We start from the raw sequence: 14,115 nt of genomic DNA, 5'->3' as shown, positions 1-14,115 counted from the left end.
AGGCTCTACATGGTGAGATTGGTTGGACGCTGGCAGCAATGGGGCCGCTGGACTCTCACGGCATGTGGCGTGGTGGCCTGCGTGGCTGCGCTTCAAGGGTGTGCAACCAATAGCGGCATGCCGACCGCCGACGCCAACGCGGGAATGATCACCCCGTCTGATGAGCCAGAGACGCGGCGCCGCGCCCGTATCCGTCTGGAGCTTGCTTCCAACTATTTTGAGAATGGTCAGACGGCCGTGGCGCTCGATGAAGTCAAGCAGGCGCTTGCAGCTGATCCCACCTACGCTGATGCCTTCAATCTTCGTGGCCTCATTTACATGAGGTTGAGCGATTTTGCCCAGGCGGACGACAGTTTTCGCCGGGCATTGGCACTGCGGGGCGGGGATCCCAATCTGCTGCACAACTACGGTTGGTTGTTGTGCCAGCAGCAAAAGTACGCCGAGGCGAATCAGCACTTTGGTCGGGCCCTCGCAAATCCTGCATACACAGCACGCAGCAAGACCTTGATGGCCCAAGGTCTGTGCCAATCAGGCGCTGGCCAGTTTGCGGAGGCCGAGCAGTCGCTGCTGAAAGCTTATGAACTGGATGCGGCAAACCCTGTGGTGGGTTATCACCTCGCGGCGCTTTTGTTGCGTCGCAATGAATTGACCCGGTCTCAGTTCTATATCCGGCGGCTGAACAACAGCCAGTACGCCAATTCTGAGTCGTTGTGGCTGGGGATCAAGGTTGAGCGCGCTTTGGGTGATTCCGTGGCCATGAAGCAACTGGCTGATCAGTTGCGCAAGCGTTTCCCGGACTCACGGGAGTTGGGTGCATACGAGCGTGGGGCTTTCAATGAGTGAGGTTTTGGAAAGTGGTGGGGTAACAGCGGGTGGTTTGCTGAGGGAGGCGCGACAAGCGTCTGGTATGCACATCGCTGCTTTGGCAGTGGCGCTGAAAGTGCCTGTCAGCAAGCTGGAGGCGCTGGAGGCGGATAACTATGAGGCCCTGCCCGATACAGTGTTTGTGCGTGCGCTTGCCTCCAGCATGTGCAGAACGCTCAAGTTGGACCCCGCCCCCATTTTGTCGCTGTTGCCACAAAGTAAAAGCCCTCGCCTGGCTACAGACAGTGCGGGATTGAATGCTCCGGTGAAAGGCAGTATCGGGAAGTCGTCTTCCTCATCGGCGTCTTTTTCCTCAGGGTCCACCTCGCGGTCCGTAACGGTGGTGGTTTTGGCGCTGCTGGTGGGGGCACTGATCCTGGTCTTTTTCCCCAGGCAGCAGGACGGTGTAACGAGCCCGCTTGTTGCCCCCGCATCGATCCAACCGCCGGCTGATGTGGTCGAGCAGCAGGCCACCCCTGCTGTCACGGGTGCGTCGGATGCAATCCCCGCTGCTGCCCAGCGCATCCCCGACGTTTCTCTGCCGTCAGTGGCAGGTCGCACAGACGCGGCTCCCGCCGTTGCGGTTGCCGCTACTAACAACGCTGCATCAGCCCCAGTGGAGGCGGCAAGCGCTACAACGCCACCGGTCGGCGCATTGGTGCTGCGCGCGCGCAGCGAATCCTGGGTGCAGGTGCGTGATTCCGCAGGCACCGTGGCGTTGCAAAGGAATCTTGCGGCGGGTGAGTCGGTGTCTGTCGCGGGTCAAATGCCGCTGGCCGTGGTGATTGGTCGTGCCGACGTGACAGAGGTATTCGTGCGCGGAAAGCCTTTTGACTTGACGCCTGTGTCCCGTGAGAACGTAGCTCGCTTCGAGGTGAAATAATGGAACGGTTACCTTGTGAGATGGGGCCCATTGCGGTGGCGTCCCCCTTGCCACGGCGGTCCCGCCAAGCCAGGATTGTGTGGGGATCGCGCGTGGTGACCGTGGGCGGGGATGCTCCGGTGCGAGTGCAGTCCATGACCAACACAGACACCGTGGATGCCATTGGCACGGCCATTCAGGTCAAGGAACTGGCGCAGGCCGGCTCCGAGTTCGTCCGGATTACGGTGAACACCCCCGAGGCCGCAGCGGCAGTACCCTACATTCGTGAACAATTGGACCGTATGGGAGAAAGCGTTCCCTTGGTGGGGGACTTTCACTACAACGGGCACCGGCTTCTTACGGATTTTCCTGAGTGCGCACAGGCGCTCTCTAAGTACCGCATCAATCCCGGCAACGTAGGCAAGGGCGACAAGAGGGATCGGCAGTTCGGCCAGATGATCGATGCAGCCATTCGCTGGAACAAAGCCGTGCGTATTGGTGTGAATTGGGGCAGCCTTGACCAGGACTTGCTGGTTGATTTGATGGATGCCAACAGCCGCCGTGCTACTCCTTGGGAAGCACGCCAGGTGATGTACGAGGCGTTGATTACCTCGGCTATTGAATCTGCGCGTCGGGCCGAAGAAATGGGCCTTGATGGCAACCAAATCATCTTGTCCTGCAAAGTCAGCGGTGTGCAGGACCTGATTTCTGTGTACCGTGAACTGGCGCGCCGCTGCGACTACCCTTTGCACCTGGGACTCACGGAAGCAGGCATGGGAACCAAAGGCACAGTAGCGTCGGCTGCTGCGTTGTCTGTGTTGCTGCAGGAGGGTATTGGTGACACCATTCGCGTGTCTCTGACGCCCCAGCCCGGTGAAGCGCGCACACAGGAGGTCGTGGTGGCCTCCGAGATACTGCAGGCTCTGGGGTTGCGTGTATTCGTTCCCAGTGTCACGGCGTGTCCTGGCTGTGGTCGCACTACCAGCACCACCTTCCAGGACCTCGCCAAGCAGATTGATGATTTTCTGCGTGCCCAGATGCCTGTATGGCGCGTTCGCTATCCTGGCGTCGAAAACTTGCGTGTTGCGGTGATGGGATGCATTGTCAATGGGCCTGGTGAGAGCAAGCACGCGGACATCGGCATCAGCCTGCCTGGTACGGGGGAGGCGCCAGCAGCCCCTGTGTTCATTGATGGCGAGAAGGCGATGACGCTGCGGGGTGACAACATCGCCCATGAATTCCACCAAATTGTCGAGCAGTACATCGAAAAGCGTTTTGGCGCCGCCGCTGTGACTTTGGCCTGAGCGTTGCTCGCCTTACCCTGATTGATACTGAGCCGCTATCTTGAGATGGTGGGTGATGTCCTTCGAATAGTTGCCAGATAGAGAAAAGAACAGTTGTGAGTAACGAAAAAAGCGCTTCGTCGACCAAGCCGGAAAAGCTGGTGGCCGTGAAAGGCATGAACGATATCCTGCCTCCTGAATCCGCCCGATGGGAGTGGCTGGAGTCCAAGGTCCGCACCCTTATGGCTCGATATGCCTATCGCAACATCCGTACGCCGATTGTTGAGCCCACGGCGCTGTTTGTTCGTGGCCTCGGCGAGGTCACGGACATCGTCGAAAAAGAGATGTACTCATTCGAGGATCGTCTCAATGGTGAGCATCTCACTTTGCGTCCCGAAGCGACTGCAGGGGTGGTTCGCGCAGTCGCTGAGCATTCCATGCTGTATGACGGAGGCAAGCGCCTCTACTACATGGGGCCTATGTTCCGCCATGAGCGTCCGCAGCGCGGGCGGTATCGCCAATTTCACCAGATTGGCGCTGAAGCGCTCGGCTTTCCTGGTGCGGAGGTCGATGCGGAGTTGATTCTTCTGGCCCACTCGCTGTGGCGCGAACTGGGGTTGCAGAACGTGCGCCTGGAACTGAACAGCCTGGGTGAACCGCATGAACGCAAGGCGCACCGAGCGGCGCTGATTTCGTACCTGGAACAGCATGTCGAGGTGCTGGATGAGGAGGCGCGTCGGCGTCTGCATAGCAATCCGTTGCGCATTCTGGATACCAAGAACCCCGCTATGCAGGCCGTGGTGGAGGCTGCGCCTCGATTGATTGATTTTCTGGGGCCAAAGTCGCTCGCGCACTTTGATGCTGTGAAGTCCATTCTGAGCGCCAATGATGTGGCCTGGACAGTGAACCCCCGGCTGGTTCGGGGCATGGACTACTACAACCTTACGGTCTTTGAGTTTGTCACTGATCAGCTGGGGTCGCAGGGCACCATTTGTGGTGGTGGTCGCTACGACTATCTGATAGAGCAGATCGGTGGCAAGGCAGCCCCGGCGGTGGGTTGGGCGCTTGGGGTTGAGCGTGTGCTTGAACTGCTCAAGGAGCAGACCAGCACGGTCCCAGCCCTTGTACCTGATGTCTATGCCGTGATTCCCTCTGTGGCGGCGCTGCCCGTGGCTGTGACCACCATCGAGCGCCTGCGGCAGTTGGGCCTCAGTGTGCAGATGCATGCTGCGCCTGCAGGGGGCGAAGGTATGGGCAGCATGAAATCCCAATTCAAGAAGGCAGATGGGAGTGGCGCGCAGCACGCGCTGGTCTTTGGGGAGGATGAGCTGTCCCGAGGGATGGTTGTCGTCAAGTCGTTGCGCGATGGTGTGGGTGCACAGTCTGACCATCCGCTAGATTCCCTGGCCGATTGGGCCTCCAACCTACAATCCAACCGCTAAACAGAACACATTCCATGGCAAATCACCTTGATCTCGAAGAACAAGAGCAGCTTGATCAGCTCAAGCATTTCTGGAACACCTGGGGCACCCTCATCAGCTCCGTGCTGATTTTGGTGGCAGGCTCCTTGGTCGCCTGGAACGGATACCAGTATTGGCAGAACCGGCAGGCAAGTCAGGCCGCAGCGCTCTACGATGCTGTAGACGTGGCTGCCCGAGCGGGTGACCAGGCGCGCATGGCTCAGGCGTTTGCCGACCTCAAGGCCAAGTATGCGGGAACTACCCAGGCCAGTCAGGCGGGGCTTGCATTGGCCAAGACCATGGTTGAGGCAGGCAATGCTGATGGCGCCAAGGAGGCGCTTGCCTGGGTGGCTGCTCAGTCGGGAGATGATGGTCTCAAGGCATTGGCCAAGGTCCGCTTGGCCAGCGTGCTGATGGATCAAAAAAACTACGACGACGCACTCAAGCAGTTGTCTGGAAGCGCTCCTTTGGAGTTTGAAGCGGTCTTTGCAGATCGCAAGGGAGACATTTATCTGCTGCAGGATAAGCGTGCGGAAGCTGTTGCGGAGTATGCCAAGGCCTATAAGTCCTTCGAGGAGGGGGTGGAGTACCGTCGTCTTGTGGAGGTAAAGCTCGGTGCTCTGGGTGTTTCTCCACAAGGTGTTGCAGTAGCTGCCGCCGGATCCATTGATGGGGTGAAATAGCCATGGCATTCATTTGTGGAGACGGCGCAAAGGGCAGGGTGTTCGGCCTGCGGTGCATTTCTTCAGCGGTCCTGGTTGCCACATTGGCTGGATGCTCGCTGTGGAACAGCGGGAGCTCCAAGCCGATGCCGGCAGATCTGGGGGCCAATGTTGCGGTGCTGGGTGTGCGGCAGGCTTGGACTGCGCGCATTGGCAGCGTTGCTGGATTGCCGCTTGATGTCCATTCCGCAGGCAATGTGGTGACTGTTGCCTCCTCCGACGGGGTTGTGGCGGCCATCGACGCCCGAACCGGTGGCGACGTTTGGCGTGTAGCGCTTTCAGAGCCTTTGTCTGCGGGGGTGGGTAGCGACGGAAAATCGGCTGCGGTTGTTTCCCGCAGCAACACCTTGATCGTTCTGGATGCTGGCCGTGAGCGGTGGCGCCAATCATTGGCTGCGCAAGTATTCACCCCCCCTCTCGTTGCGGGTGGACGCGTATTTGTGCTTTCGGCCGATCGTTCTTTGGCAGCATTTGATGCGGTGTCTGGCCGCAAACTCTGGAGTCAGCAGCGCCCCGGTGAGCCTCTGGTTTTGCGCCAGGCGGGCGTTTTGCTGGCTGTTGGAGATACGTTGGTTGCGGGGTTTTCCGGCCGTGTCGTAGGTCTGAATCCAGACAATGGCAGCGTTCGTTGGGAGGCTCCTTTGGCGAGTGCGCGGGGCACCAACGACGTTGAGAGGCTGGTGGAGTTGGTTGGGCGTACCAGCAGGGTAGGCGATTCCATCTGTGCACGTGCCTTCCAGACGGCTGTGGGTTGTGTCAATGCTGCCAGAGGCGCAGTGACTTGGACGCAACCCGCCAGTGGTGCCGATGGCGTGCATGGAGACGGGGAGGCCCTGTTCGGTGCGGAGGGCAATGGCACGGTCCTGGCGTGGCGTCGCAGCGATGGTTCGCGTCTGTGGGCCACCGACAGGCTCAAACACCGCAAACTGACGGCGCCCTTGTTGTTGGGCCGCTCTGTCGTAGTCGGGGACGACACAGGCCTCGTTCACCTGCTATCCCGCACGGACGGTTCGCCGCTCAACCGCATCGCCACGGACGGATCTGGCATTGCCGCAGCACCCGCTGTAGCCGCAGATACGTTGGTGGTGGTTACTCGCAATGGTGGTGTCTACGGATTCCGGCCAGATTGATGGATTTTATTTAATGAAGCCAGTTATCGCCCTCGTGGGGCGTCCGAATGTCGGCAAGTCCACGCTCTTCAATCGCCTGACCAAGTCCCGCGACGCCATTGTTGCGGACTTTGCAGGGCTTACGCGTGACCGGCATTATGGCAATGGCAAGCAGGGCAAGCACGAGTACATCGTCATCGATACCGGCGGTTTTGAGCCTGATGCATCGAGCGGAATTTACAAGGAAATGGCCAAGCAGACGCAGCAGGCCGTTGCCGAAGCTGATGTGGTCATTTTTGTGGTGGATGCGCGCGCAGGTGTATCTGCGCAAGACCATGACATCGCCAATTATTTGCGCCGCCTTGGTAAACCTTGTGTACTTGTTGCCAACAAAGCCGAAGGCATGCTGGAGGGCGTGCAACTCGCCGAGTTCTATGAGCTGGGTCTGGGCGAGGTTTACCCTGTGTCTGCTGCCCATGGGCAGGGTATTCGAAGCCTGGTGGAGATTGCGCTGGAGCCGCTTCAGCTTCCTGACCCCGACGACTCTGATGTTGAATCTGACAAAGGCATCATCAAACTTGCTGTGGCAGGTCGGCCGAATGTTGGCAAATCGACGCTGATCAACACCTGGCTCGGCGAAGAGCGTCTGGTTGCGTTTGATATGCCGGGAACGACCCGTGATGCGATTACGGTACCCTTCGAACGCAATGGGCAGCGCTTTGAATTGGTGGATACAGCGGGATTGCGCCGCAAGGGAAAAGTTTTCGAGGCGATAGAGAAATTCTCGGTCGTCAAGACGCTCCAAGCCATTGAATCGGCCAATGTGGTGCTGCTGTTGCTCGACGCTACCCAGGGTGTCACTGATCAGGATGCGCACATTGCGGGGTACATCTTGGAGAGCGGGAGAGCCGTGGTTGTTGCGGTTAACAAGTGGGATGCCGTTGATGACTACCAGCGTCAGTTGCTGGAGCGGTCTATCGAGACCCGGCTCGCATTTCTGAAATTTGCGTCCTTGCATTTCATTTCTGCAAAAAAACGGCAGGGTTTGGGGCCGGTGTGGGCATCGATTGCTCAAGCCCACAAGGCGGCGACCTGCAAGATGTCAACGCCGATATTGACGCGCCTGTTGCTAGAAGCTGTTCAATTTCAGAGTCCGAAACGCGCAGGCATGTTTCGACCAAAGATGCGATATGCCCATCAGGGAGGCATGAATCCCCCCGTGATCATCATCCATGGTAATTCGTTGGAACACGTCACAGATGCCTACAAGCGCTTTCTGGAGGGCCGCTTCCGCAAAGAATTCGACTTGGTGGGTACACCGCTCCGGATAGAGATGAAGACATCGCACAACCCTTTCGCTGATAAAGAGGAAGCCTAAGTCAAAGGCTGGATTCCCAAAGGGCCATGTATCCTGAGGCGGGGTTGTGCTCCGTGCTGTGGTAAGGTGCTGGTTTACAACAACATTTTTGAACACGGAGAATATCGTGAGCAACAAAGGCCAGCTTTTGCAAGACCCCTTCCTCAACGCTTTGCGTCGGGAGCATGTTCCTGTTTCCATCTATCTCGTGAACGGAATCAAACTGCAGGGGCAGATCGAATCGTTTGATCAGTACGTGGTGTTGCTGCGCAATACAGTCACCCAGATGGTCTACAAGCATGCCATTTCCACCATCGTGCCGGGCCGCGCGGTCAACTTCTCTACTGCCGACACCTCTGATGCAGATAGCAACAACGCTTAAGTTGTTGTTTGTGTTGCCGTTTTCGCGTCTTGCCCTGTTCGGGCGAGGGGGCAATCTACTTTGCAATCGATGACCGCTTCGTCGGGAGATGGCACCCCGGTGCTTCTGGTTGGGGTTGATTTTGGTCTTCCTCACTTCGACGGCGATCTCGAAGAATTGGGATTGCTTGCGCAGACAGCGGGTATGAAGCCTGTCGCCCGCTTGACGTGCAAACGCAAGGCGCCAGATGCGGCCTTGTTTATTGGCAGTGGCAAGGCGGATGAAATCCGTACGTTGGCACAAATGCATGGCGCGGCGGAAGTCTTGTTCGATCAGTCACTCAGTCCGGCGCAACAGCGAAACCTGGAGCGTCACCTTGAGCTTCCAGTCAATGACCGAACGTTGTTGATCTTGGAAATCTTCGCGCAACGTGCCCGCAGCCACGAGGGCAAACTCCAGGTGGAGTTGGCAAGATTGCAGTATCTCAGCACCCGCCTTGTGCGCCGCTGGTCGCATCTGGAGCGCCAGACAGGGGGCATTGGTGCGCGCGGCGGCCCGGGTGAAAAACAGATTGAACTGGATCGTCGGATGATTGGCGACGCCGTCAAGCGCACGCGTGAGCGCCTCGTGAAGGTCAAACGCCAGCGGACCACCCAGAGAAGGCAGCGTGAGCGACGCGATACGTTCAATATTTCATTGGTGGGGTATACCAACGCTGGTAAGTCCACGCTCTTTAATGCGCTGGTGAAGGCTCGCGCCTACGCTGCAGACCAGTTGTTTGCAACACTGGACACCACAACACGGCAACTCTATTTGGGCGATGCTGGGCGATCGGTGTCCCTCTCGGATACCGTAGGGTTCATTCGAGACCTTCCCCATGGCTTGGTGGATGCATTCCAGGCAACGTTGCAAGAGGCCATTGATGCGGACCTTCTGCTTCATGTAGTGGATGCTTCCAATCCGGGCTTTCCTGAACAAATGGCTCAGGTTCAAAAGGTCTTGAACGAGATTGGTGCAGCTGACATCCCCCAGATACTTGTGTTCAACAAGTTGGATTCTCTACAGGCTGAGCAGCGCCCCCCGCTTCTTGAAGACCAGTACGACGTGGATGGGCATGTCTTCCCGCGCTTGTTTGTGAGTGCTCGTTCTGGTGAGGGGTTGGATGCCCTGCGCCATGCGCTCTCGCTAAGGGTACTTGCCGCTCAAAAATGCATGACCCCTGATGCCGCCATTGAATTGCCAGGGGCCGCGCCCTGATTGGGCACAATGCCAGCATTACCAATGCCATCCAGAGAACCAGAGACTTTGCGCATGAATTTTCAAAATCGCACCCTACGCTGGGCTTCGCTGCCAGAACGTATTCGGGGCATGTTCAATCTGAATGACCCTCGGTGGGGGCGCGGCGACGATAACAAGGCAGACGACGGTGCACGTCCGGAGGAGCGTCCTGCTACGCCTCCTCCTGCTGGAAATCGTGGCGGCGATCAGCGGCCTGGCAACGGGCAGCCGCCCGACCTTGATGAGCTTTGGCGCGATCTCAATAAGAAGCTCGGAGGTTTTTTTGGCTCCAAGAACGGCGGTGGCCGTGGTCCGGGCAACGGTGGTAGTTCTGGGGGGGGCTTCCAGCCAGATATGAAGAGCGCTGGTGTGGGCGTGGGGCTGATCGCTGGGATCGTCTTTGTGATCTGGATGGGAACAGGATTTTTTATCGTTCAGGAAGGTCAGCAGGCGGTCATTACCCAGTTCGGCAAGTACAAAAGCACCGTGGGTGCAGGTTTTAACTGGCGTTTGCCGTACCCCATCGAGCGCCACGAACTGGTATTTGTCACCCAGATTCGGTCTGCCGATGTGGGGCGAGACAGCATCATCAAGAGCACCGGTCTGCGTGAGTCGGCCATGCTCACGGAAGATGAAAATATCGTCGAGATCAAGTTCGCGGTCCAGTACCGCTTGAGTGACGCCCGCGCGTGGCTGTTTGAAAGCAAGAACCCTTCGGATGCGGTGGTTCAAGCTGCGGAGACGGCAGTTCGGGAGGTGGTCGGGAAGATGCGCATGGATACGGCATTGGCCGAAGAGCGTGATCAGATTGCTCCCCGTGTCCGCACACTCATGCAAACCATCTTGGATCGCTACAAGGTAGGTGTCGAGGTGGTGGGTATCAACCTGCAGCAAGGTGGTGTCCGTCCACCTGAGCAGGTGCAGGCCTCCTTTGACGATGTCCTCAAAGCGGGGCAGGAGCGTGAGCGGGCCAAGAATGAAGCCCAAGCCTATGCCAATGATGTGATTCCGCGTGCAGTGGGGTCCGCATCGCGCTTGAACGAAGAAGCTGCAGCCTACAAGGCCCGGATTGTTGCCCAGGCACAAGGTGATGCGCAGCGGTTTTCTTCGATTCTGGCAGAGTATCAGAAGGCTCCACAGGTGACCCGGGACCGCATGTATCTGGAGGCGATGCAGCAGATTTATGGCAACGTAACCAAGGTGCTGGTTGAATCACGGCAGGGTTCCAACCTGTTGTATTTGCCACTGGACAAGATCATGCAAAGTGTCGCCAGCGGAGGGGGGGCATCGGATGCTCCAGCTGCAAATACTACGGCCCCCGTTGCAGCGCCTGCAGCCCCTTCGACTACTTTTTCGAATGACCCCCGCGCGCGTGACAGCAGTCGCACACGCGATCGTGAAACTCGCTAGGAGCAACTCGTGAACAGAGTCGGATTTATTGCATCTACCCTCTTGGTGGTGCTGGCCCTGATGAGCTCCATGCTTTTTGTGGTGGACCAGCGCCAGTTTGGTGTGCTTTACGCCTTGGGGCAGATTAAGGAAGTGATCACAGAGCCAGGCTTGAATTTCAAGCTGCCCCCGCCTTTTCAAAACGTGTCGTACATCGACAAACGCCTTTTGACACTGGATAGCAGTGACACGGAGCCCATGTTGACTGCGGAGAAGCAACGGGTGGTCATCGACTGGTATGTGCGGTGGCGTATTTCCGAGCCAACGGAGTACATCCGTAACGTTGGACTGGATGAGAGTGCCGGAGCGATGCAACTTAATCGCGTGGTGCGCAATGCTTTCCAGGAGGAAATCAACAAGCGCACCGTCAAGGAGCTTCTTTCTCTGAAGCGGGAAGCGCTGATGGCGGATGTGAAGCGCGAAGTGCTGGAGACCGTTCGTGGCGCCAAGCCGTGGGGTGTGGATGTTGTCGATGTTCGTATTACCCGCGTCGATTACGTGGAGGCGATTACGGAATCGGTGTATCGGCGCATGGAGGCCGAGCGCAAACGCGTGGCCAATGAACTCCGTTCTACGGGGGCGGCGGAAGGTGAAAAAATTCGTGCTGATGCAGACCGCCAGCGCGAGATCACTATTGCCAATGCCTACAGGGATGCTCAGAAGATCAAAGGGGAAGGTGACGCCGAAGCCGCGCGCATTTATGCCGAGGCGTTTGGGCGGGACCCGCAGTTTGCGCAGTTCTACCGGAGCCTGGAAGCCTACAAATCCAGCTTCAACAAGAAGAGCGATGTAATGGTTCTGGACCCCTCGTCATCAGAGTTTTTCAAGACATTCCGAGGTGGAAACTCTGCGGCTATGCCTGCAGCACCCCGGAAGTAGTCCCCCTGCTGATTGTCGACATCCTGCCGCTGTGGATTCGGAAAGCCTGTGGGCAGCGCTCGCCTTGGTGCTGGTGATTGAGGGACTGCTGCCATTTCTTTCGCCTCAGAGTTGGCGACGTGCAGTCGCTCAGATTTCGCTGCTGCAGGATGGCCAGATTCGGTTTTTCGGTTTGCTGGCAATCGTTGCTGGCGTGTTGATGCTCTGGCTCTGAACAGCGCCAGAGCCGATAGCGGGTGGAGTCTCTCTGGGCTCTTCGCCGCTCCCGGTAGAATCACGGTTTTAACAGCCTCCCCTTTTTTCCATGTCTGCTTGGGTCCTTCCGGATCACATTGCCGATGTCTTGCCGTCCGAAGCACGGCACATCGAAGAATTGCGTCGCGGGCTGCTTGATACAGCCCGCTGCTACGGCTATGAGCTGGTCATGCCCCCGTTGCTGGAGCATCTTGAATCCCTGTTGACGGGTACGGGAGAAGCTCTCGATCTCCAGACTTTCAAACTGGTGGACCAGCTCTCGGGGCGATCCATGGGACTCCGAGCGGACACTACCCCCCAGGTCGCTCGAATTGACGCGCATTTGCTCAATCGCAAGGGCGTGACACGCCTCTGTTATTGCGGGCCAGTGCTGCATACCCGGCCTGATCGTCCGCATGCCACCCGCGAGCCGCTCCAGTTCGGCGCAGAAATCTTCGGGCATGCTGGGCTGGAGGCTGATCTTGAGGCGTTGCAGCTCGCCCGGGAATGCTTGCGCATTGCCAATGTGCCCAGCACCACGATTGACCTGGCGGATGTGCGCATCGTGCGCAATCTTCTGGCGGGCGTGTCCGTGAATGTCCAGGTGTTGAGCGGTATCCATGCGGCACTGGCAGCCAAGGACGCGGCTGAACTCGCGGCATTGACCCGAGATTTCCCTGTGGAGTCGCGCGAGGGTTTGTTGGCGTTGCTTCAGCTCTATGGGGATCAGGGTGTGTTGATTGAGGCTCAAAAAGCCTTCCAGCGCTTTCCTGGCATATCTCAAGTGCTATCAAATTTAAATTGGCTGGCATCCCGCCTTGAGGGGGCTGCTGTCACTTTTGATCTGGCCGATCTGCGTGGCTATGCCTACTACAGCGGTGCACGTTTTGCGATCTATGCCCCGGGCGCAAGCGATGCGCTCGTTCGGGGTGGCCGTTATGACGAGGTGGGGGCTGTGTTCGGCCGCAATCGTCCCGCAGCGGGATTTAGTCTGGATATCAAGCAGGTAGTGGGCGTGGTCTCTCCACGGGCATTGAAAGCTGCTATCCGTGCTCCCTGGGGAGAGTCGGATGAAGTGAATGCAGCCATCGCGGAACTCCGCACGTCTGGTGAGACGGTGGTTTGTGTTTTGCCGGGGCATGAGAGCGAAGTGGACGAGTTCCACTGTGATCGGGAACTGGTGCAGATTGCGGGCCGCTGGGTCGTGCAGGCTGTTTAAGCAATTGACAATTGAATTGGGTTTGAGATGAAAGCAACCAAAGGTCGCAACGTAGTGGTGGTCGGAACCCAGTGGGGTGACGAAGGCAAAGGCAAGCTGGTTGATTGGCTGACCGAAAGCGCGCAAGGTGTCGTCCGTTTTCAAGGTGGGCACAACGCGGGCCACACACTGGTCATCAATGGTGTCAAGACGGCACTACACCTGATCCCTAGTGGCATCATGCGCCCAGGCGTCAAGTGCTACATCGGCAATGGTGTTGTCTTGTCGGCAGCCAAGCTGTTTGAGGAAATCGAAGGCCTTGAAAAAGCGGGCGTCGAAGTGCGTTCACGCTTGCGAATCAGCGAAGCTTGCCCGCTGATTCTTCCGTTCCATGCAGCCATTGATGTGGCGCGTGAAGCTGCACGTGAACAGGGTGGAACGGAAAAAATTGGAACTACTGGTCGCGGTATTGGCCCCGCGTATGAAGACAAGATTGCCCGTCGTGCCCTGCGGGTGCAAGACTTGAAGTACCCCGAGCGGTTTGCTGCCAAGCTTCGTGAATTGCTGGATCTGCATAACCATATCCTTACGACCTATCTGCGCTCGGGCGCCTTCGTGTTTGGTGATGCACTCAAGCCGTATATCGAGGACGGCAAGGTTCAGTTCGATGTGGTGTATGCAGAAGCGATGCGCCATGCTGAGTTGCTCAAGCCCATGATGGCTGATGTATCGCGCGAGCTTAACGACGCCCATCGAGATGGTGCCAATCTTCTGTTTGAGGGCGCACAAGGTACGCTACTCGATGTGGATCATGGGACCTACCCCTATGTCACATCGAGCAATTGTGTAGCCGGGAACGCAGCGGCCGGCTCGGGCGTCGGTCCCGGCATGTTGCATTACATACTCGGTATTACCAAAGCGTATTGCACCCGCGTTGGCGGTGGCCCTTTCCCGACGGAGCTGGACTGGGAAGTGCCTGGTACGCCTGGGTATCACATGAGTACGGTGGGCGCTGAGAAGGGTGTGACCACGGGGCGTAGTCGTCGATGCGGCTGGTTC

At 57.9% G+C, this 14,115-nt stretch carries 14 protein-coding genes (1 of these 14 only partly in view); all 14 read left to right on the top strand.

The features are described 5' to 3' along the window. Positions 1-9 precede the first annotated feature (9 nt). On the top strand, positions 10-843 hold the full coding sequence (gene pilW, locus EXV95_RS08125; protein ID WP_055398660.1) for a type IV pilus biogenesis/stability protein PilW: 834 nt from the start codon (positions 10-12) through the stop codon (positions 841-843). A 64-nt stretch (positions 844-907) separates the two neighbouring features. Further along, positions 908-1,747, top strand: a complete 840-nt coding sequence (locus EXV95_RS08120; protein ID WP_370460210.1) for a helix-turn-helix domain-containing protein — start codon at positions 908-910, stop codon at positions 1,745-1,747. Between the two features lie 20 nt (positions 1,748-1,767). Further along, positions 1,768-3,030, top strand: a complete 1,263-nt coding sequence (ispG, locus tag EXV95_RS08115) for a flavodoxin-dependent (E)-4-hydroxy-3-methylbut-2-enyl-diphosphate synthase (protein ID WP_370460261.1) — start codon at positions 1,768-1,770, stop codon at positions 3,028-3,030. A gap of 155 nt (positions 3,031-3,185) precedes the next feature. Further along, the gene (hisS, locus tag EXV95_RS08110; protein ID WP_218135498.1) at positions 3,186-4,451 is read left to right on the top strand and encodes a histidine--tRNA ligase; all 1,266 of its coding nucleotides are present in this window, start codon (positions 3,186-3,188) and stop codon (positions 4,449-4,451) included. A 14-nt stretch (positions 4,452-4,465) separates the two neighbouring features. Beyond that, positions 4,466-5,152, top strand: a complete 687-nt coding sequence (locus tag EXV95_RS08105; RefSeq protein WP_176886446.1) for a tetratricopeptide repeat protein — start codon at positions 4,466-4,468, stop codon at positions 5,150-5,152. Between the two features lie 2 nt (positions 5,153-5,154). Continuing rightward, positions 5,155-6,321, top strand: coding sequence for an outer membrane protein assembly factor BamB (bamB, locus tag EXV95_RS08100; RefSeq protein ID WP_176886445.1), 1,167 nt, complete (start codon positions 5,155-5,157; stop codon positions 6,319-6,321). Positions 6,322-6,334: 13 nt separating this feature from the next. Further along, positions 6,335-7,678 carry a ribosome biogenesis GTPase Der gene (gene der / locus EXV95_RS08095; protein ID WP_055398655.1) on the top strand — a complete coding sequence of 448 codons (1,344 nt, stop codon included), beginning with the start codon at positions 6,335-6,337 and terminating at the stop codon, positions 7,676-7,678. Between the two features lie 106 nt (positions 7,679-7,784). Further along, the gene (hfq, locus tag EXV95_RS08090; protein WP_010464175.1) at positions 7,785-8,039 is read left to right on the top strand and encodes an RNA chaperone Hfq; all 255 of its coding nucleotides are present in this window, start codon (positions 7,785-7,787) and stop codon (positions 8,037-8,039) included. Between the two features lie 69 nt (positions 8,040-8,108). Further along, positions 8,109-9,275 carry a GTPase HflX gene (gene hflX / locus EXV95_RS08085; protein ID WP_176886444.1) on the top strand — a complete coding sequence of 389 codons (1,167 nt, stop codon included), beginning with the start codon at positions 8,109-8,111 and terminating at the stop codon, positions 9,273-9,275. A 54-nt stretch (positions 9,276-9,329) separates the two neighbouring features. After that, positions 9,330-10,706, top strand: a complete 1,377-nt coding sequence (gene hflK, locus EXV95_RS08080) for an FtsH protease activity modulator HflK (protein WP_176886443.1) — start codon at positions 9,330-9,332, stop codon at positions 10,704-10,706. A gap of 9 nt (positions 10,707-10,715) precedes the next feature. Then, positions 10,716-11,624, top strand: coding sequence for a protease modulator HflC (hflC, locus tag EXV95_RS08075; protein WP_055398652.1), 909 nt, complete (start codon positions 10,716-10,718; stop codon positions 11,622-11,624). A 31-nt stretch (positions 11,625-11,655) separates the two neighbouring features. After that, positions 11,656-11,838: a DUF2065 domain-containing protein gene (locus EXV95_RS08070; RefSeq protein WP_176886442.1), complete on the top strand. Its 183-nt coding sequence runs from the start codon at positions 11,656-11,658 to the stop codon at positions 11,836-11,838. Between the two features lie 90 nt (positions 11,839-11,928). Further along, complete coding sequence (locus EXV95_RS08065) at positions 11,929-13,077, top strand: ATP phosphoribosyltransferase regulatory subunit (RefSeq protein WP_055398650.1); 1,149 nt, start codon at positions 11,929-11,931, stop codon at positions 13,075-13,077. 27 nt (positions 13,078-13,104) lie between these two features. Then, positions 13,105-14,115: the 5' portion of an adenylosuccinate synthase gene (locus tag EXV95_RS08060; protein ID WP_176886441.1), read on the top strand. The gene runs 366 nt beyond the window's last position; 1,011 of the gene's 1,377 nt are visible here — the first part of the coding sequence; the start codon lies at positions 13,105-13,107; the stop codon falls past the right edge of the window.

This window comes from Acidovorax sp. JMULE5 (assembly GCF_013376875.1).
Taxonomy (GTDB): Bacteria; Pseudomonadota; Gammaproteobacteria; order Burkholderiales; family Burkholderiaceae_C; genus Acidovorax; species Acidovorax facilis.
This window is presented reverse-complemented; position numbering and strand designations above follow the sequence as displayed.

Bases quoted from the DNA above. Each gene is read 5' to 3' on its own strand.
- EXV95_RS08105 (WP_176886446.1), top strand. From the start codon at position 4,466: ATGGCAAATCACCTTGATCTCGAAGAACAAGAGCAGCTTGATCAGCTC.
- EXV95_RS08120 (WP_370460210.1), top strand. From the start codon at position 908: ATGCACATCGCTGCTTTGGCAGTGGCGCTGAAAGTGCCTGTCAGCAAG.
- EXV95_RS08065 (WP_055398650.1), top strand. From the start codon at position 11,929: ATGTCTGCTTGGGTCCTTCCGGATCACATTGCCGATGTCTTGCCGTCC.
- ispG (WP_370460261.1), top strand. From the start codon at position 1,768: ATGGGGCCCATTGCGGTGGCGTCCCCCTTGCCACGGCGGTCCCGCCAA.
- der (WP_055398655.1), top strand. From the start codon at position 6,335: ATGAAGCCAGTTATCGCCCTCGTGGGGCGTCCGAATGTCGGCAAGTCC.
- bamB (WP_176886445.1), top strand. From the start codon at position 5,155: ATGGCATTCATTTGTGGAGACGGCGCAAAGGGCAGGGTGTTCGGCCTG.
- hisS (WP_218135498.1), top strand. From the start codon at position 3,186: ATGAACGATATCCTGCCTCCTGAATCCGCCCGATGGGAGTGGCTGGAG.
- hflK (WP_176886443.1), top strand. From the start codon at position 9,330: ATGAATTTTCAAAATCGCACCCTACGCTGGGCTTCGCTGCCAGAACGT.
- pilW (WP_055398660.1), top strand. From the start codon at position 10: ATGGTGAGATTGGTTGGACGCTGGCAGCAATGGGGCCGCTGGACTCTC.
- hflX (WP_176886444.1), top strand. From the start codon at position 8,109: ATGACCGCTTCGTCGGGAGATGGCACCCCGGTGCTTCTGGTTGGGGTT.